The organism is Streptomyces sp. NPDC004788, assembly GCF_053601115.1.
Map to the genome: position 1 here is coordinate 1 of NZ_JBSGBF010000128.1, position 19,522 is coordinate 19,522.

The 19,522-nt window shown below is 70.5% G+C and carries 13 protein-coding genes; 10 read left to right on the forward strand and 3 right to left on the reverse strand.

The window, feature by feature from the left end:
• Nucleotides 1-73: 73 nt before the first annotated feature.
• Both ACWEJX_RS34295 and ACWEJX_RS34300 read right to left on the reverse strand, forming a co-directional pair.
• On the reverse strand, nt 74-1,552 hold the full coding sequence (locus ACWEJX_RS34295; protein WP_451611325.1) for a glycosyltransferase family 87 protein: 1,479 nt from the start codon (nt 1,550-1,552) through the stop codon (nt 74-76).
• A 135-nt stretch (nt 1,553-1,687) separates the two neighbouring features.
• Nucleotides 1,688-4,399, reverse strand: coding sequence for a transglycosylase domain-containing protein (locus ACWEJX_RS34300; protein ID WP_451611326.1), 2,712 nt, complete (start codon nt 4,397-4,399; stop codon nt 1,688-1,690).
• A gap of 404 nt (nt 4,400-4,803) precedes the next feature.
• Between ACWEJX_RS34300 and ACWEJX_RS34305 the strand changes: the two genes are divergently transcribed.
• The 3 genes from ACWEJX_RS34305 to ACWEJX_RS34315 all read left to right on the forward strand — a co-directional run bounded on the left by ACWEJX_RS34305 (nt 4,804) and on the right by ACWEJX_RS34315 (nt 7,978).
• Nucleotides 4,804-5,493, forward strand: coding sequence for a helix-turn-helix transcriptional regulator (locus tag ACWEJX_RS34305; protein WP_451611327.1), 690 nt, complete (start codon nt 4,804-4,806; stop codon nt 5,491-5,493).
• 48 nt (nt 5,494-5,541) lie between these two features.
• Nucleotides 5,542-6,624 carry an inositol-3-phosphate synthase gene (locus tag ACWEJX_RS34310; protein ID WP_451611328.1) on the forward strand — a complete coding sequence of 361 codons (1,083 nt, stop codon included), beginning with the start codon at nt 5,542-5,544 and terminating at the stop codon, nt 6,622-6,624.
• A 91-nt stretch (nt 6,625-6,715) separates the two neighbouring features.
• Nucleotides 6,716-7,978, forward strand: coding sequence for an MFS transporter (locus ACWEJX_RS34315; protein ID WP_451611329.1), 1,263 nt, complete (start codon nt 6,716-6,718; stop codon nt 7,976-7,978).
• Between the two features lie 94 nt (nt 7,979-8,072).
• Here ACWEJX_RS34315 and ACWEJX_RS34320 read toward each other — a convergent pair whose 3' ends face one another.
• Nucleotides 8,073-9,542: a CCA tRNA nucleotidyltransferase gene (locus ACWEJX_RS34320; RefSeq protein ID WP_451611330.1), complete on the reverse strand. Its 1,470-nt coding sequence runs from the start codon at nt 9,540-9,542 to the stop codon at nt 8,073-8,075.
• Nucleotides 9,543-9,755: 213 nt separating this feature from the next.
• Between ACWEJX_RS34320 and ACWEJX_RS34325 the strand changes: the two genes are divergently transcribed.
• The 7 genes from ACWEJX_RS34325 (at nt 9,756) to trxA (ending at nt 19,366) form a co-directional block, all read left to right on the forward strand.
• Entirely contained in the window at nt 9,756-12,143 is a 2,388-nt protein-coding gene (locus ACWEJX_RS34325; RefSeq protein WP_451611331.1) for a DUF6049 family protein, read from the forward strand.
• Between the two features lie 45 nt (nt 12,144-12,188).
• On the forward strand, nt 12,189-14,402 hold the full coding sequence (gene murJ, locus ACWEJX_RS34330) for a murein biosynthesis integral membrane protein MurJ (RefSeq protein WP_451611332.1): 2,214 nt from the start codon (nt 12,189-12,191) through the stop codon (nt 14,400-14,402).
• A 129-nt stretch (nt 14,403-14,531) separates the two neighbouring features.
• Nucleotides 14,532-16,244 carry a serine/threonine protein kinase gene (locus ACWEJX_RS34335; protein ID WP_451611333.1) on the forward strand — a complete coding sequence of 571 codons (1,713 nt, stop codon included), beginning with the start codon at nt 14,532-14,534 and terminating at the stop codon, nt 16,242-16,244.
• 26 nt (nt 16,245-16,270) lie between these two features.
• On the forward strand, nt 16,271-16,975 hold the full coding sequence (sigM, locus tag ACWEJX_RS34340; RefSeq protein WP_451611334.1) for an RNA polymerase sigma factor SigM: 705 nt from the start codon (nt 16,271-16,273) through the stop codon (nt 16,973-16,975).
• A complete protein-coding gene (locus tag ACWEJX_RS34345; RefSeq protein ID WP_451611335.1) occupies nt 16,972-17,877 on the forward strand; it encodes an anti-sigma factor family protein in 906 nt (301 codons plus the stop codon). Before sigM ends, ACWEJX_RS34345 begins: the two co-directional genes overlap by 4 nt.
• Before the next feature lie 142 nt (nt 17,878-18,019).
• A complete protein-coding gene (gene trxB / locus ACWEJX_RS34350; RefSeq protein WP_451611336.1) occupies nt 18,020-18,985 on the forward strand; it encodes a thioredoxin-disulfide reductase in 966 nt (321 codons plus the stop codon).
• A gap of 48 nt (nt 18,986-19,033) precedes the next feature.
• Nucleotides 19,034-19,366 (forward strand): thioredoxin, encoded by a 333-nt coding sequence (trxA, locus tag ACWEJX_RS34355; protein ID WP_451611337.1) that lies wholly within the window; start codon nt 19,034-19,036, stop codon nt 19,364-19,366.
• The last annotated feature ends 156 nt before the right edge of the window (nt 19,367-19,522 follow it).

Consider the following 19,522-nt stretch of genomic DNA (forward strand, 5'->3'; position numbering starts at 1 on the left):
CTCCCTCTCTGCCCGCCCCCTGCCCCGGCCGGGGCCCCCGCGCCACCCCGGGGGCCGCTGCTCGTTCCTGGGGTCACTCGCGGGGCAGGCCCCATTCCACGCGCGGCCCCTCCGTCAGCGGCGCCGCGTGCCGGGCCGGGTGCGCCGCCCTGCCGAACACGAAGACGTCCTCCGCGCCGTCCAGGACGCCGCCCGAGGGGTCGTCCGAGCCGTCCCGCCGCACCCCGTCCCGGTCGGGCACCAGGATGTCGCGGACGACGAGCGCGCACAGATAGAGCGTGCCGAGCACGTGCAGGACGATCGCGAACTGGTAGCCGTCGGTCGGCAGGCCCTGCTTGTTGCCGCTGCTCGTGTACGCCAGGTAGAGCCAGATGGCGAGGAAGTACATGACCTCGCACCCCTGCCACACCAGGAAGTCCCGCCAGCGCGGCCTGGCCAGCACCGCCAGCGGGATGAGCCAGAGCACGTACTGCGGCGAGTAGACCTTGTTGGTGAGGACGAACGCGGCCACGATCAGGAAGGCCAGCTGGGCGAGCCGGGGCCGGCGGGGCGCGGTGAAGGCCAGATAGGCCAGCCCCAGGGCCGCGAGCATCATCAGGAACAGCGCCCAGTAGTTGGCCGTCTCGGGGCGGATCACCGCGCCCGTCGTCTGGCTGATGAGCAGCCACACGGAGCCGAAGTCGATGTTCCGCTCGGTGCTGAACACGTAGAACTGCTTCCAGCCCTCCGGAGCGAGCAGCATCACCGGCAGGTTCACCACCAGCCACGACCCGGCCGCGCCGAGCACCGCCGCGCCGAACGCCCGCCACTTCGCCGCCCGCCAGCACAGCAGGAACACGGGCACGAGCAGCAGTATCGGGTAGAACTTGGCCGCCGTCGCGAGCCCGAGGAGGACGCCGAAGCCGAGCGGGCGGCTCCGCGACCACAGCAGCAGCGCGGCGGCCGTGAGGGCGACGGCCAGCAGGTCCCAGTTGATCGTGGCGGTGAGCGCCAGGGCGGGCGCGAGCGCCACGAGGAGGCCGTCCCAGGGGCGCCTGCGGTGCGTCCGGGCCACACAGACGGCCAGGACGGCCGTGCAGACCATCAGCAGGCCGGCGTTGACCAGCCAGTACGCCTGCTGCCGCTCGGTCAGGTCGGCGCCGCCGGGCGTCAGCCACGCCGCGACCTGCATGAACAGACCGGTCAGGACCGGGTACTCCAGGAACGGTATGTCGCCGCCGATCCGGTCGAAGTACGGGACCAGGCCGTCCGCGAAGCCGCGCCCGGAGAACAGGTGCGGGATGTCGGAGTAGCAGGCGTGGGTGTACTGGGAGGTGGAGCCCCGGAACCAGGCCCAGTTGTAGCAGGGCAGCTTCTGCACCATGCCGAGCGCGAACATCCCGAGGGCCACCAGGGCGACGACCCGGACCGGGGTGAGCTGCCCGGCGCCGAGCAGCGCCCGGCGTCCGATCGGCCCGCCGATCAGCTCGCTGCCCTTGGCCGCCACGTCGTCCGTGCGGGTGGGGCGGACCACCGGGTCCTGCGGAGGGCTCGTCTTCTGGGGGCTCGGCATGGGGGACATCCTGCCGTACGAGCCCGGGAAAACGCCGAGGGCCGCCGCGCCCGGTTCCGTACACGGGGTACGGACCGGGTGCGGCGGCCCTCGAAGGCGCCGTTGCGGCGCGGTGCCGTCAGGCGGTGGGCGGGATCAGCCGATGCCGCCCCAGGTACCGCCGTTCGGTTTTCCGGTGCCGCTGGTGGGATCGATGGTGGCGGTACCCGTTCCCGACGGGGTCGGGCTGGTGGACCCGCCGGTGGTGCCGCCGTTGGCGCCGCCGCCGTTGCTGGTTCCGCCGTTCGTGTCGCACGGCCAGTCCCAGACGCTGCAGGTCTTGCCGGGCTTCGCCGTCTTGGTCGGGTCCGCCGTCGGCGACTCGGTCGACGGGGTGGCGGACGGCGTCTGCGACGGGGTGTCGGTCGGCGTCGGGGTCGGGCTGACCACGCCACGCCAGACGCCCTCGGCGTTGTCCAGGCTCTCCGGCGGCGGGAAGCTCTCCGGGTCGGTGTTCTTGAGGGCCTCGGTCATGTAGTCGTGCCAGATCTGCGACGGGAACGACGCACCGTGGATCTTCTCGAGACCGCCGGTGCCCTTCATGGACTCGAACTTGCGGACCTTGAGGTTCTCGTCGTCGGGGAAGCGGTACATGTCGATCGCGGTGGACAGCTGCGGGGTGTAGCCCACGAACCAGGCCGAGTTGTTGTCGTCGGTGGTACCGGTCTTGCCGGCCGCCTCGCGGTCGTCGAGCTTCGCGTTGGTTCCGGTACCGGCCTTGACGACGTCCTTCAGCACGTCGGTCACGTTGCTGGCGACGGCCCTGGTGAACGCCTGCTTGGGCGCGGCCTTGTGCTCGTAGACGACCTCACCGCGCTGGAGGACCTTGGTGACGGAGAAGACGTCGTTCCGCTCGCCGTTGTTGGCGAAGGTGGAGTAGGCGCCGGCCATGCGGATCGCGCTCGGCGAGGAGATACCGAGCGAGAACGACGGCACGTTCGCCTTCACGAGGGAGGACTCGAGCAGCCCCGCGTCGATGGCCGACTGGCGCACCTTGTCGATGCCGATGTCCATGCCGAGCTGCACGTACGGCGAGTTCAGCGACTTCATCATGGCCTTGCGCAGGTCGACCTTCGGCAGGCTCTCGCCGTCGTCGTTGGTCTGACGCCACTCGTTGCCCTTGTCGTCGTACCAGGTCGTGCCGTTGTAGTTCTTGATCGTCAGCTTGTTCGTGCCGTTGTAGTAGGTCTTGTCCGGGTCGATGATCGTGCGGCTCTCAGGACCCTGCACCGTCGGCCCCTTGGGGTCCCGCACACCGTCGCGCATCGCGGCGGCCAGCACGAAGGGCTTGAAGGTCGAGCCGACCTGGGCACCGGTCTGGTCCGCGTTGTTGGTGAAGTGCTTGGTGGCGTCCGTGCCGCCGTAGAGCGCGACGATCGCGCCGGTCTTCACGTCCACCGACGCACCGCCGAACTGGACGTGGGTGTCCTTGTCCGGTCGCTTCTTCGGGTCGATGTGCTCCTTGTAGACGCCCTTGACCGCGGTCTCGAGGGCCCTGACCCTCTTCTTCTCGAAGGTGGTGTGGATCTCGAAGCCGCCCTTGGCGAGCGTCTGCGCCGTGATGCCCTTGTCGTTGTTGTTGAGGAAGTTCGCCTCGGCCGTGCGCACCAGGTAGCCGATCTGGCCACCCAGCTGCGCGCCCTGGGTCCGGCCCTTCGTCTTGGGGAGCTCGGTGTACTTGGCCCGGTCGGCGGCGCTGAGCTTCTGGTCCTTGACCATCTCGTCGAGGATCCACGCCCAGCGCTTCGTGGCGCGGTCGGTGTTCGCCGCCGCCGTGGCCGTCGGGTCGATCTCGGGGTAGCCGGCCGGGTCGTAGTACGTGGCGCCCTTGAGCACGGAGGCGAGCAGGGCGCACTGGCTGGGGTCGAGCTCGCTGGCGTTCTTGCCGAAGTACGCGCGGGCCGCCGCCTGGAGACCGTAGGCACCACGCCCGTAGTACGAGGTGTTGAGGTAGCCCGCCATGATCTGGTGCTTGTCCATCTCGTTGCCGACGCGCATCGAGATGAAGAGTTCCTTGACCTTGCGGGTCACCGTCTGCGACTGGTCGTCGAGGCGGGCGTTCTTCACGTACTGCTGGGTGATGGTGGAGCCGCCCTGGGTCTGGCCGCCCTTGGCCATGTTCCACACGGCACGGGCGATACCCATGGGATCGACACCGGAGTCGTCCCAGAAGGTCTTGTTCTCGGCCGAGACCACCGCGTCCTGCATGGCCTTCGGGATCTGGGCGTAGTCGATGATCTGCCGGTTGACGTCACCGCCGCTCGCGGCCATCACCGAGCCGTCGGCCCAGTAGTAGACGTTGTTCTGCTGCTTGGCGCTGATGGCCACGTCAGGGATGCCCACCATGGCGTACGCGATCGTCGCCGCGCCCATCAAGCCGCCGAAGAACGTGAGGAACAGACCCGTCACGAGCTTCCACGAGGGCATCCAGCGGCGCCAGCCGTACTTGCCGTACCGCGGGTAGTCGATGAACCGCTTCTTGCCGGGCCCGCGGCCACCGTCGCCGCCACGGCCGGGGCCGGTGCCACGGCCGCCGCCTCCGCCACGCCGTCCGCCGCCGGCACCGCCCTCGGGCGCGCGCCTGCGCCCACCGCGCTGCGCCGCGCGCCGGGCTTCGGCACGTCCTCCGTAAGGGCGCTGCTCCTCTCCATAAGAAGAGGGCGCCCCGTACGAGGCAGACGGTGACCCCAGGTCGGCATCATGGCCGGGAGCCGGCCTGCGGCCCATTGGCTGCTGGGCGGCGCGCCGGGCCGCAGCACGGCCGCCACTCGGCGGCTGCTGCGGCATTTTGCGACGGTGCTCGCTCATCGAACGACTACTCCTCGGGCAGGCGCGTACGCCTGGAAGCGGCAGTTGAGTTCCGGTCCCCCCGAAATGCACACGGCGTGAGCTCGGACCAAAGTCGCGCCGTGCCGCAGCCTGTCACCGGGTTGACTGACGCGCTGCGGCATCGCTCGGTTCCCGGTGGTCTGCATGCCGCACAGACTACGCACGGCCAAAACCTGCCTTGGTGCCGACTTCGTCACAAATCCGGCAAGTCGATTACTGAGAATTGACGATGTGACGCCGGTCACCCGAGCCCCACTTGTCGCAACAGTGAGGCCGTTCTATCGTCGGGATGTATCGAGTCGATACATCAGTGCGGCACATCGACTCGGCATAAGAGTTTTCACGAGGTCCGAGAGACGATCCGAGAGCGGAGGAGGCGGCGAATGAGCAGGCGCTCAGGAATCCTCGAGTTCGCCGTCCTCGGCCTGCTCCGCGAGGCCCCGATGCACGGGTACGAGCTGCGCAAGCGGCTCAACACCTCGCTGGGCATCTTCCGGGCGTTCAGCTACGGGACCCTCTATCCGTGCCTCAAGACGCTGGTCGCCAACGGCTGGTTGATCGAGGAGCCGGGCAGCGCCCCCGAGGAGGCCGTGGCGGCTTCACTCGCGGGACGCCGCGCCAAGATCGTCTACCGGTTGACGGCCGCTGGTAAGGAGCACTTCGAGGAGCTCCTCTCCCACACCGGCCCGGACGCCTGGGAGGACGAGCACTTCGCCGCCCGCTTCGCCTTCTTCGGCCAGACCGAGCGCGAGGTGCGGGTGCGGGTGCTGGAGGGCCGCCGCAGCCGGCTGGAGGAGCGCCTGGAGAAGATGCGCGCCTCCCTGAACCGGACGCGCGAGCGCCTCGACGACTACACGCTTGAGCTGCAGCGCCACGGAATGGAGTCCGTGGAGCGCGAAGTGCGCTGGCTGAACGAGCTCATCGAGAGCGAGCGGGCGGGCCGGGATCAGCGATCCCGTTCCGACGGCCCCGAGGGCACCGCTCAGCAGCAAGGAAATTCTGGAGAAACGGGCGGCCTGCCCCGGCACGGGGGCAGTACCCGGCCGGATCCGTCCGACGACACCGCCAAGTGAAACCCTGCTCACCGCAGGGCTTCCACGACACACAGGGAGCAACCGGAAATGGGTTCGGTTCGCGTAGCCATCGTCGGCGTGGGCAACTGCGCCGCCTCGCTGGTGCAGGGCGTCGAGTACTACAAGGACGCCGACCCGGCGACCAAGGTGCCCGGCCTGATGCACGTCCAGTTCGGCGACTACCACGTCGGTGACGTCGAGTTCGTGGCCGCGTTCGACGTGGACGCGAAGAAGGTCGGCCTCGACCTGTCGGACGCCATCGGCGCCAGCGAGAACAACACCATCAAGATCTGCGACGTCCCCAACAAGGGCGTCACGGTCCAGCGCGGCCACACCCTCGACGGTCTCGGCAAGTACTACCGCCAGACCATCGAGGAGTCCGCCGAGGCCCCGGTCGACGTCGTCCAGGTCCTCAAGGACAAGCAGGTCGACGTTCTCGTCTGCTACCTGCCCGTGGGCTCCGAGGACGCCGCGAAGTTCTACGCGCAGTGCGCCATCGACGCCAAGGTCGCCTTCGTCAACGCCCTTCCGGTCTTCATCGCCGGCACCAAGGAGTGGGCCGACAAGTTCACCGAGGCCGGTGTCCCGATCGTCGGTGACGACATCAAGTCCCAGGTGGGCGCCACCATCACGCACCGCGTGATGGCGAAGCTCTTCGAGGACCGCGGTGTCCGTCTCGAGCGCACCATGCAGCTGAACGTCGGCGGCAACATGGACTTCAAGAACATGCTCGAGCGCGAGCGCCTGGAGTCCAAGAAGATCTCCAAGACGCAGGCCGTCACCTCCCAGATCCCCGACCGGGACCTCGGCGAGAAGAACGTCCACATCGGCCCCTCGGACTACGTGGCCTGGCTGGACGACCGCAAGTGGGCGTACGTCCGCCTCGAGGGCCGCGCCTTCGGTGACGTCCCGCTGAACCTGGAGTACAAGCTCGAGGTGTGGGACTCCCCGAACTCCGCCGGTGTCATCATCGACGCCCTGCGCGCCGCGAAGATCGCCAAGGACCGCGGCATCGGCGGCCCGATCCTCTCCGCGTCGAGCTACTTCATGAAGTCCCCGCCGGTCCAGTACTTCGACGACGAGGCCCTGGCCAACGTCGAGAAGTTCATCAAGGGCGAGGTCGAGCGCTGACCTGACGGTCCCGCAGACCGTTCGACGGCTCGATGACGAGGGTCCCCGTGGCACTGCCCGGGGGCCCTCGTCGTATGTGAGTCTTGCTGCCATGTCCGTCGTGCGTGATCTGCGCGTCCTGCTGCGCCTGCACAACTTCCGCCGCCTGCTCGCGGTGCGGCTGCTCTCCCAGTGCGCCGACGGCGTCTACCAGGTCGCCCTGGCCACCTATGTCGTCTTCTCCCCCGAGAAGGAGACGAGCCCCGCCGCCATCGCCTCCGCCATGGCCGTCCTACTGCTCCCCTACTCCTTCGTCGGCCCCTTCGCCGGAGTCCTGCTCGACCGCTGGCAGCGGCGTCAGGTCTTCCTCTACGGCAATCTGCTGCGCACCGTCCTGGCCGCCGGGACCGCGCTGCTGATGCTGGCATCGGCGCCCGACTGGCTCTTCTACGCCTCCGCCCTCTCCGTCACGGCCGTCAACCGCTTCGTCCTGGCCGGACTCTCCGCCGCGCTCCCGCGCGTGGTCGACGACGAGCGGCTGGTCGTCGCCAACTCGCTCTCCCCGACCGCCGGCACCCTCGCCGCGACCCTCGGCGGCGGACTCGCCTTCGCGATGCGGCTGGTCGCCGACGACTCCGACGCCGCCGTCGTCCTCCTGGGCGCCTTCCTCTATCTCTGCTCCGCCCTCACCTCACTGCGGATGACCCGCGAGCTCCTCGGGCCGGACCCGGAGCTGGTCCAGCCCCGGCTCGCCAGCGCGCTGTCCTCCACCGCACGCGGACTGGTCCAGGGGCTGCGCCACCTCGCCGAGCGCCGCCCGGCCGCCCACGCCCTCGCCGCGGTCACCCTCATGCGCTTCTGTTACGGCGCGCTGTTCGTCACCGTGCTCATGCTCAGCCGGTACGCCTGGAGCACCACGCAGGCGCAGGGCCTGGCCGTGCTCGGTCTGGCCGTCGCCGCCTCCGGCGCCGGTTTCTTCGCCGCTGCGGTGCTCTCGCCCGCGGCGGTCGGGAGGCTCGGCCCGTTCGGCTGGATCACGCTCTGCGCGACCGCGGCCGCGGTGCTGACCCCCGCCCTGGGGCTGACCTTCGCCCGGACGCCGTTCCTCGTGGCGGCCTTCTCCCTCGGACTGATCACCCAGGGAGCGAAGATCGCGACGGACACGGTCGTCCAGATCTCCGTGGACGACGCCTATCGCGGCCGGGTCTTCTCCCTCTACGACGTGCTCTTCAACGTCGCCTTCGTCAGCGCGGCCGGGGTCGCGGCCCTGATGCTCCCGCCGGACGGGCGATCTCCCGCCATCGTCCTGCTCGTGTCCGCCCTCTACGCGCTCATCGCGCTGGCCCTACGGCGAGCGGGGCGACGTTTCACGTGAAACATCGCCCCGCTGGTGTCGCATGCCGGTGCCGGTCCGCCGGTGTTTCACGTGAAACACCGGCCGTGAAACACCGGCCGCACCGGAGTCCCCATCAGGCGTCCTGGGTCGCCCACCACTCCTTGAGCGCGGCCACGGCGGCGTCGTGCTCCATCGGCCCGTTCTCCAGGCGCAGCTCAAGCAGGAACTTGTAGGCGCGGCCGACACCCGGCCCAGGACGGATGCCCAGGATCTCCTGGATCTGGTTGCCGTCGAGATCGGGACGGATCGAGTCCAGCTCCTCCTGCTCCTGGAGCTTGGCGATGCGCTCCTCCAGGCCGTCGTAGGCGCGGGAGAGCGCGGCGGCCTTGCGCTTGTTGCGGGTGGTGCAGTCCGAGCGGGTCAGCTTGTGGAGGCGGGAGAGCAGCGGCCCGGCGTCGCGGACGTAGCGGCGGACGGCGGAGTCGGTCCACTCGCCCGTGCCGTAGCCGTGGAAGCGCAGATGCAGCTCCACCAGCCGCGACACGTCCTTGATCAGCTCGTTGGAGTACTTCAGCGCGGTCATGCGCTTCTTGGTCATCTTCGCGCCGACCACCTCGTGGTGGTGGAACGAGACCCGGCCGTCCCTCTCGAAGCGGCGGGTGCGCGGCTTGCCGATGTCGTGGAGCAGGGCCGCGAGACGCAGCACCAGGTCCGGGCCGTCCTCCTCCAGGTCGATCGCCTGGTCGAGGACGGTGAGCGAGTGCTCGTAGACGTCCTTGTGCCGGTGGTGCTCGTCGCTCTCCAGGCGCAGGGCCGGAAGCTCGGGGACGACGTGCGCGGCCAGGCCGGTGTCGACGAGGAGCCCGAGGCCCTTGCGGGGGTGCGCCGAGAGCAGGAGCTTGTTGAACTCCTCACGGATGCGCTCGGCGGAGACGATCTCCAGCCGGCCGGCCATCTCCGTCATGGCGGTGACGACCTCGGGAGCCACCTCGAAGTCCAGCTGCGCGGCGAAGCGCGCGGCCCGCATCATGCGCAGCGGGTCGTCCGAGAAAGACTCCTCGGGCGTGCCGGGGGTGCGCAGCACCCGCTCGGACAGGTCTTCCAGACCGCCGTGCGGGTCGATGAACTCCTTCTCCGGGAGCGCCACGGCCATGGCGTTGACGGTGAAGTCGCGCCGGACCAGATCCTCCTCGATGGAGTCGCCGTAGGACACCTCGGGCTTGCGCGAGGTGCGGTCGTACGCCTCCGAGCGGTACGTGGTGATCTCCACCAGGAAGTTCTGATCGGCGTCTCCGACGCGGGCCTGCTTCTGGCAGCCGACGGTGCCGAACGCGATCCCGACCTCCCAGACGGCGTCGGCCCAGGGGCGGACGATCTTCAGCACGTCCTCGGGACGGGCGTCGGTGGTGAAGTCCAGGTCGTTGCCGAGACGGCCGAGGAGGGCGTCCCGTACCGAGCCGCCGACCAGCGCGAGGCTGAACCCGGCCTCCTTGAAGCGGATGGCGAGGTCGTCGGCGACGGGGGACACGCGCAGCAGCTCGCTGACGGCGCGGCGCTGCACCTGGCTCAGCGCGGTGGGGGTCTCTTCATTGGCGTTCGGCACAACAGAAAAGGGTACGTGCCCCGGCTCACCGCCATGCCCTCGTTTTCCCGCGGGCACGCCGGGCCGCGGCCCGGCCCGCGCTCCCGTGCGCGCCTTCGCCTGGAGCAGTCCCCGGCACTTGGCCCCCGCGTGCCTCGTTACCATGCCTGGACACAGCAACCGGGAACCACCGACACCACTGGCACCACTGACAACGACGAGGACGGGCGACGCGTGGCCGAGGCGGCAGCTATCCAGGGGACCGCTCCCTCACCTGCCCGCCGCTGGCTGCGGCGCACGGCCTCCCTCGCCGTGGCGGCCCCGCTCCTCGCCGGGCTCCTCCAGGGCCTGCCCGCGCCCGCCGCACAGGCGGCCGAGAGCGCGGGCGGAAACAACGGCGTGGACGTGTCGGTCGACACACTGACGCCGAACGCCCCTGTGGAAGGCGACACACTCACCATCACGGGCACGGTCACCAACGAGACCAAGCAGTCCGTGACCAATGCCACGGTCGATCTGCGGGTCGGCCCGCGGATGACCAGCCGGAGCGAGATCGACGACGTCGCCGACCGGGACGGTGTCCGCTACGGCAGCGACCCCGCCCCGCTGGGCGGTGCCTACACGGTCAAGATCCCCAGGCTGGGCGCCGGGCTCAGCCGCGACTTCACGCTCTCGGTGCCGGTGTCCAAGCTGGGTCTCGACGACGCGGGCGTCTATCAGCTCGGCGTCTCGCTGTCGGGCCAGACCACCGGCCAGCCCTATGAGCGGCTGCTCGGCATCGAGCGGACCTTCCTGCCGTACCAGCCCGACGAGGCCGAGAAGAAGACCAAGCTCACCTATCTCTGGCCGCTGATCTCCACGTCGCACGTCTCCGCCGAGACGGGCGCGAACCTCCAGCAGACGCCTGTCTTCGAGAACGACGACCTGGCCGCCGATCTCGCCCCCGGCGGCCGGCTCCACGAGATGGTCTCGCTCGGCAAGGGCCTCCCGGTCACCTGGGTGATCGACCCGGACCTGCTCGCCGCCGTCACCGCGATGACCGAGCCGTACATGGTCAAGAGCGGCGCGAGCGAGGTGCCGGGCCGGAACCAGGACGTCGCCGAGCGCTGGCTGGACGCCCTGGAGAAGGCCGTGCAGGGCCACAAGGTCGTCGCCCTGCCGTTCGCGGACCCCGACCTGGCCTCCCTCGCCCACCACGGCAAGGAGGTCCCCGGCTCGCTCAGCCACCTCCAGCAGGCGTCCGCGCTGGCCTCGACCACGGTGGAGACGATCCTCCACGTGAAGCCGTCCACCGACTTCGCCTGGCCCGTCGACGGGGCCGTCGACGCCTCGATCATGGCCGTCGCCACCTCGGCGGGCGCGCACAACGTGATCGCCCGCAGCGACAGCTTCCGCGACGACCTCTCGTACACCCCGACCGCGGCCCGTCCGGTCGGCGGCGGCACCACCGCGGTGGTCAGCGACGCCGGTCTGTCGAAGGCGTTCCAGGGCGACCTCATCAGGGCCGACAGCTCCACCCTGGCCGTCCAGTCCTTCCTCGCCCAGTCGCTGGCCACGACCCTGGAGCTGCCCGAGAAACAGCGCAGCGTCGTGGTCGCCCCGCAGCGCATGCCCTCGATCGCGCAGGCGCAGAGCATGGCGACGGCGCTGCAGGCGCTCGGCGCCAAGCGCTGGACGGAGCCGGAGGACCTGCCGGCCGCCGCCGCGGAGACGCCCGACCCGGACGCCTCGACGCGGATCCCGAGCAGCCGCTCGTACCCGAAGAAGCTGCGCGCCCAGGAACTCGACACCACTGCCTTCCTCAAGATGAAGGACACCCGGGACGAGCTGGACGACTTCCGGGTCATCCTGACCGCCCCGGACCGCGTGGTCCCGCCGTTCACCAACGCGATCAGCCGCGAGATGTCGACGTCCTGGCGCGGGGAGGCTCCCTCGGCCGCCCTCTACCGCGAGGAGGTCCTGCGTTATCTGCGGAGCCTCACCGAAGAGGTGCAGCTGATCAAGAAGTCGGACCTCACGCTGTCCGGCCGGAGCGCCACCATTCCGGTGACCGTGCAGAACCGGCTGCTGCAGGGCGTCGACCATCTGGTGCTGCGGCTGCAGTCCAGCAACAAGAACCGCGTCAAGCTGGACGGCGAGGGCACCGCCGACCGGCCCGTGAAGATCAATGGCGGGCACAGCCAGTCGGTGAAGTTCAACGCCTCGGCCAATGCGAACGGCCCGGTCACGATGACGGCCCAGCTCTACACCGAGGACGGCACGCCCTACGGCACTCCGATGACGTTCACCGTGAAGGTCTCCGAGATCACCCCGACGGTGATGCTCGTGATCGCCGGCGGTGTGCTGCTGCTCGTCCTCGCCGGCATCCGGATGTACTCCCAGCGCAAGCGGGCAGCCGCCCGGAACGCCGAGGCCGAGGCCGCCGACGAGGCCGCTGACGGCGCCGAAGCGGAGGCGGAGACTGGTTCCGCCGCTGCCGACACCACCGGCGAGACCCGCGCCGGCAGCGCCGAAACGGAACCCGACGACGGCTCGGAGACGGCGCAGCCGAGTGACCCGACGCCGGACACCGGGCCCGAAAGCGGCGACCCGTCCGGCGCGGGTGAGAAAGTGGACCGTTGAGCGATGTCGTGGCCGGTCGGCCGGGGACGATGAGGTGGGGTAACCATGAACGCGCCGTACGACGGTGACCGCGGCCAGGGCGCGGGCAACGCGCCGTCCGGTGGGACGCCCGCGACCCCGGCACCCGGCCCCGGGCCGGTCCCGCCGCCGCAGCAGGCCGCCCCGGACCAGCACGCGCAGCAGCAGGCCCCGTACGCCTACGGCCAGGACCCGTACGTCCAGGACGCCTTCGCCCACGACCCGTACCAGGCGCGGGACCTGTCCGCCCAGGACCCGGTGGGCGAGGCGCTCTACGACCGGGCCGCGCATCCGCCGCCCCCGCCGGGCACCTACGCGGAGCCGCAGCCGCTCTACCAGCAGCCGGCCGCGCCCGCGCACGCCCCGGACCCGCGCGTCTGGGCCCAGACCCCGGCGCCCGAGCCCGACGGCCCCTCGCGCCACCTGCCGTACGGCGACGACGCCCGCACGGTCCAGTTCACCGGCGTCGACGACCTGGTGACGTCGGCGGGGGAGGAGGAGCCGGAGACCGACGCCTTCGCCCACCTCTACCGGGACCAGCAGGCGCCCGGCCAGGTGCCGCCGCCGTCCCCGGAGCCGAACCCCATGCCCGCGCCCGCCCCGAAGAAGGCCGGCCGCGCCTCCGGGCTGCTCAAGTCGAGCGCCGTGATGGCCGCCGGCACCCTCGTCTCCCGTCTCACCGGATTCGTCCGCAGCCTGGTGATCACCGGCGCCCTCGGCGCCGCGCTGCTCGGTGACACGTACACCGTCGCCTACACGCTGCCGACGATGATCTACATCCTCACCATCGGCGGCGGCCTCAACTCAGTCTTCGTGCCGCAGCTCGTCCGCTCGATGAAGAACGACGAGGACGGCGGCGAGGCGTACGCCAACCGGCTGCTGACGCTCGTCATGGTGGCGCTCGGCGTGATCGTCACCATCGCCGTGTTCGCGGCACCGGTGCTGATCCGGCTGATGTCGAGCACCATCGCCGACGACGCGGCCGCCAACAGCGTCGCCGTCACCTTCGCCCGCTACTGCCTGCCCACCATCTTCTTCATGGGCGTGCACGTGGTGATGGGTCAGATCCTCAACGCCCGCGGCAAGTTCGGCGCGATGATGTGGACCCCGGTCCTCAACAACATCGTCATGATCACCACGTTCGGCCTGTTCATCTGGGTCTACGGCACTTCCGCCGAGTCCCACATGGGCGTCCGGACGATCCCCGACGACGGCGTCCGGCTGCTCGGCATCGGCACCCTGCTCGGCCTCGTCGTGCAGGCCCTGGCGATGATCCCGTACCTGCGCGAGACCGGCTTCCGCTTCCGTCCCCGCTTCGACTGGAAGGGCCACGGCCTCGGCAAGACGGTCAAACTGGCCAAGTGGACCGTGCTGTTCGTGCTCGCCAACCAGGCCGGTGTCCTGGTCGTCACCCAGCTCGCCACCGCGGCCGGTGAGGAGTCCGGCAAGAACGGCGCCGGTTTCCTCGCCTACTCCAACGCCCAGCTGATCTGGGGCATGCCGCAGGCCATCATCACCGTCTCCGTCATGGCCGCCCTGCTGCCCCGCATCTCCCGCGCCGCCTCCGACGACGATCCGGGCGCCGTCCGCGACGACATCTCCCAGGGCCTGCGCAACTCGGCCGTGGCCATCGTCCCGATCGCCTTCGCCTTCCTCGCCCTCGGCGTCCCGATGTGCACCCTGCTCTACGCCTCCAGCGGCGTCGAGGCCGCCCAGGGCATGGGCTTCATCCTGATGGCCTTCGGCCTCGGCCTGATCCCCTTCTCGGTGCAGTACGTGGTGCTCCGCGGCTTCTACGCCTACGAGGACACCCGGACGCCCTTCTACAACACCGTCATCGTCGCCGCCGTCAACGCGGCCGCCTCGGCCGTCTGTTACGTCGTGCTGCCCGCCCGCTGGGCGGTCGTCGGCATGGCCGCCTCCTACGGCCTGGCCTACATGGTCGGCGTCGGCGTCGCCTGGCGCCGGCTGAGCAAGCGCCTCGGCGGCGACCTGGACGGCGCCCATGTCATCCGCACCTACGCCCGGCTGTGCCTGGCCTCCCTGCCGGCCGCCGTCGCCGCCGGAGCCGTCGGCTTCGCCCTCCTGAAGGTGCTCGGCGAAGGGGCCCTGGGATCGCTCGCGGCCCTCGTCGTCGGCAGCGCCGTCCTGCTCGGGGTCTTCTTCGTGGCGGCCAAGCGCATGCGGATCGCGGAGCTCAACTCCATGGTGGGCATGGTCCGCGGCCGTCTGGGACGCTGATCGAACGACAGGTGCGCGGGGTTCGCACAACCATCGTCTGCCGACGCGTGTCGTGCATAGGGCCGGACTGTGGGCACAATTGGCATGGCTGTTGGATGTGGCGCAACGGATGGGGAGGCAGGAACGACGGTGGCGGAACGTAGCACGGCTGCCGTCGACGTGGCCGACAACAGCGGTGACGACCCGCTGACCGCCAAGGCGGACACGGCCGCGACCGACGGGGTGGCGGAAGCGCAGAAGAAGGCGGGCACGCCCGCCGAGGCCACGAAGAGCAAGGCGGTCGAACGACAGAACGGCGAACAGTCCTCCATCACCGCACCCGAACTGCACAGCGGCCACAAGCTGGCGAGACGGTACCGGCTGGAGGAGTGCGTCACCCGACTGGACGGATTCAGCAGCTGGCGTGCCGTCGACGAGAAGCTGCGGCGCGCCGTCGGCGTGCACATCCTGCCCGCCGACCACTCCCGCGCCCGCTCCGTCCTCGCCGCCGCCCGCTCCGCCGCGCTGCTCGGCGACCCGCGGTTCGTGCAGGTCCTCGACGCGGTCGAGGAGAACGACCTCGTCTACGTCGTGCACGAGTGGCTGCCCGACTCCACCGAGCTGACCGCGCTGCTCGCGGCCGGCCCCATGGAGCCGCACGACGCCTACCAGCTCGTCAGCCAGGTCTCCCAGGCCATGGCCGCGGCGCACCGCGAGGGCCTCTCGCACCTCCGGCTCACGCCGAGCGCCGTGCTGCGAAGCTCCACCGGCCAGTACCGGATCCGCGGCCTCGCCGTGAACGCCGCCCTGCGCGGCATCAGCGCCGACCGCCCGCAGCGCACGGACACCGAGGCGATCGGCGCCCTCCTCTACGCGGCGCTCACCCAGCGCTGGCCGTACGAGAACGACGCCTACGGGCTCTCCGGGCTGCCCAAGGGCGTCGGGCTGCTCGCCCCCGACCAGGTGCGGGCGGGCGTCCACCGGGGCCTCTCGGAGATCGCGATGCGCGCCCTGGCGAACGACGGGGCCACGGCCTCGCGCCAGGAGCCGCCCTGCACCACGCCGGACGAGCTGGCGAAGGCCGTCGCGGCGATGCCGCGCATCCGGCCGCCGGAGCCGGAGTTCCCGCTCCCGACGCCGCCCGAGTACCAGCGCACCACCTACCAGCAGGGCACCTACGGGCGCCCCCAGCCGCGCCCCGTGGTCACCCAGCCGGTCATGGTCCCGCCGCCGCCGCTGCAGAGCCGTACCGGCAAGGTGCTCAAGTGGGCCGTCTCGGCCCTGCTGATCGCCGCCCTCGGCCTGGGCAGCTGGCAGATCGCCGACCGGCTCCTGGACCAGAACAAGTCGGCCGAGACGCCGCCGACCCAGCCGCAGCCGTCGGGCGACGACAACAAGGAGCCGACGGCGAACGGCAAGCCGGTCGCGATCGAGGACGCGCGGGACTTCGACCCGCAGGGCAGCGACGGCGGCGAGAACCCCCGGGACATAAAGAACGCCTACGACGGTGACCCGAACACCTCGTGGACGACCAGCAGTTACAAGGGTTACTCGAAGTTCGGCAACCTGAAGGACGGGGTGGGCATCATCCTCGACCTCGGCAAGGTCCAGCAGGTCGCCAAGGTCGAGGTCGCCTTCCACGGCGCCACCTCGGTCGAACTGCGGACGACTCCCGAGAACTTCACCTCGCAGCCCAGCCGGCTCGACGACTTCCGCAGGCAGACCGCGGGCAACGGGACCACAGTGGCCCTCACCCCCGGCAAGCCGCTGAAGACGCGCTACGTTCTCGTCTGGCTGACCGATCTGCCGGCCGGCGGAGACGGTTACCGGGGTGAGATCTCGGAGATCAAGGTCACCAGCTGACGTCACCCCGGGGGAGGGGCTCACCGTTGGACGACGTCCCACACGACGAACGGAGCGACCAGGATCTGCTGGCCGACCATGTGGCCGGCGATCCTGACGCCTTCGGTGAGCTCGTACGGCGCCACCGCGACCGGCTGTGGGCGGTGGCCCTGCGGACGCTGGGAGACCGCGAGGAGGCCGCTGACGCCGTCCAGGACGCCCTCGTGTCGGCCTTCCGGGCCGCCCATACCTTCCGGGGCCAGTCGGCCGTCACGACCTGGCTGCACCGCATCACGGTGAACGCCTGCCTCGACCGGGCCCGGAAGACGGCATCCCGCCGGACCTCGCCCATGGACGACACCGCACGGTTCGAGCAGCTCCTCGAACCGCACGAGTCGGCCGAGGCACCCGCCGAGCGGCAGGATCTGCACCGCCAGCTGCTGGCCGCGCTCGCCACGCTGCCGGAGGAACAACGGGCTGCGCTCGTCCTGGTCGACATGCAGGGATACCCGGTGGCCGAGGCCGCTCGTATCCTCGATGTCCCCACCGGGACCGTGAAGAGCCGCTGTGCCCGCGGGCGGGCGAGGCTGCTGCCGATGGTCACTCATCTGCGCGGGGACACGGTGGGTAACGAAGGCCCCGACGGGGGAAGGAACCGGACGCCGGGGGCATCCGTCCCACCGGTGCCGGGGCCGACGGATAGCGGACCGAGCAATGCAGCTGCTGTGAAGGGCGGAGGTGGGCGCGCGTGACTTCCACGGCCGACACGACTCAGCACCCGGACGTCGCGGAGATCTCCGATCTCACCGAGGGCCTGCTCTCCCCCGCCCGCAGCGCGGCCGTACGGCAGCATCTCGACGCCTGTCCCCTCTGCGCGGACGTCCGGACGTCCCTGGAGGAGATCCGCGGGCTCCTGGGCACCTTGCCGGGGCCGCCCCGGATGCCCGCCGAGATCGCCGGGCGGATCGATGCCGCCCTCGCCGCGGAAGCCCTGCTGAACGCGACCGCACCGGAGGCCGACGCGCCTGTTTCACGTGAAACATCGCGCCCCCGCCCCGCGCCGTCCGTCCCGGCCGACCGCCCTGCGGACCGGCCCGCCGGGCGTCCCTCCGCCGCCACCGGCCCCGGCCGCCCGCGCCGCTCCCGGCGCCGGATCGCCGCCCTCGGCGCGGTCTTCGGCGCCGCGGCCCTGGGCCTGGGCCTCTTCTTCACCCAGTCGGGCGCACTCGGCGGTGCGACCTCGGCAGGCGACAAGAAGGCCGATGCCGCCGTCGCCGCGAGCGCCGCCGGGTTCGACGGCCGGCCCGTCGAGTCCACCGTGCAGGACCTGCTGCACCGGAACACCAGCTTCAAGGCGCCCCAGGACCGCAGCGGCGCTCCCGAGTCCCTCTCGGCCGAGAGCGGCGGCGACGGGCAGACGCGCAGGACGGGCGCCGCCCTGCCCGACTGCGTCAAGGCCGCCACCGGACGCACCGACCCGGTCCTCGGCTTCCAGCAGGGCGACTACCAGGGGACACCCGCCTATCTGGTCGTCCTTCCCGACACCGCGGACAGCAGTCAGGTGCAGGCGTTCGTGGTGGACGGCTCCTGCGCGTCGGGCGGCGGGAAGGGCAAGGGCGAGGTGCTTCTGAACGAGTCCGTCCCGCGCTCCTGACCTCGGGCTCCGTCTCAGCACCGTGCCGCGTGGCCGTCTCGGGAATGCTCGCCCCTTAGGATCCGTTGGGTGGGGTGAGAGTCACCCATCCGAGCCCGCCCCCGTAGGCAGTAGGCAGTCTGCAGAGACGAGGAAGAAACCCGTGAGCGACGTCCGTAATGTGATCATCATCGGCTCCGGTCCCGCGGGTTACACCGCTGCGCTGTACACCGCACGCGCGTCGCTGAAGCCGCTCGTCTTCGAGGGTGCGGTCACCGCCGGTGGCGCCCTGATGAACACGACCGAGGTGGAGAACTTCCCCGGCTTCCGTGACGGCATCATGGGCCCGGACCTCATGGACAACATGCGCGCCCAGGCCGAGCGCTTCGGCGCCGAGCTCGTTCCGGACGACGTCGTCGCCGTGGACCTCACCGGTGACATCAAGACCGTCACGGACACCGCCGGCACCGTCCACCGCGCCAAGGCCGTCATCGTCACGACCGGCTCCCAGCACCGCAAGCTCGGCCTGCCGAACGAGGACGCCCTCTCCGGTCGCGGTGTCTCCTGGTGCGCCACCTGCGACGGCTTCTTCTTCAAGGACCAGGACATCGCCGTGGTCGGCGGCGGCGACACCGCGATGGAGGAGGCCACCTTCCTCTCGCGCTTCGCCAAGTCCGTGACGATCGTCCACCGCCGTGACACGCTGCGCGCCTCCAAGGCGATGCAGGAGCGTGCCTTCGCCGACCCGAAGATCAAGTTCGCCTGGGACAGCGAGGTCGCCGAGATCCACGGCGACCCCAAGCTCTCCGGTCTGACCCTGCGCAACACCAAGACGGGCGAGACGAGCGAGCTGCCGGTGACCGGTCTCTTCATCGCCGTCGGCCACGACCCGCGCACGGAGCTCTTCAAGGGCCAGCTGGAGCTGGACGAGGAGGGCTACCTGAAGGTCGACGCCCCGTCCACCCGCACCAACCTCACGGGTGTCTTCGGCGCCGGCGACGTCGTCGACCACACCTACCGCCAGGCGATCACCGCCGCCGGCACCGGCTGCTCCGCCGCCCTCGACGCGGAGCGCTTCCTGGCCGCCCTCGCCGACAGCGAGAAGCTGGCCGAGACCCCCGCGGTCTGACCCCTACGCCTTCCTCACCCCACACCCCGCCAACCAAAGGAGGTCGCCGTGGCCGGCGCCACCGTTATCGTCACCGACGCTGATTTCGACGAGAAGGTCCTCAAGAGCGACAAGCCCGTCGTCGTGGACTTCTGGGCCGAGTGGTGCGGCCCGTGCCGCCAGATCGCCCCGTCCCTTGAGGCCATCGCCGCTGAGCACCCCGAGATCACCATCGTGAAGCTCAACATCGACGAGAACCCGACCACGGCTGCCAAGTACGGCATCATGTCGATCCCGACGATGAACGTCTACCAGGGCGGCGAGGTCGTGAAGACCATCGTCGGCGCCAAGCCGAAGGCCGCGCTGCTGCGTGACCTGGAGGGCTTCGTCGAGGCGAAGTGACCTCTCGTTGTTTCACGTGAAACATCGGCGGCCCGCCCCCCGCCGCGGGGGGGGGGGGCCCGCCGTAACCGCGGCGTGCGCACGGCCGCCCCCCCCCAGCCGGCCCACCAACCAGAGTTCAACAAAAACAAAAGACGCGAAAGGGGTTGGGGGGGT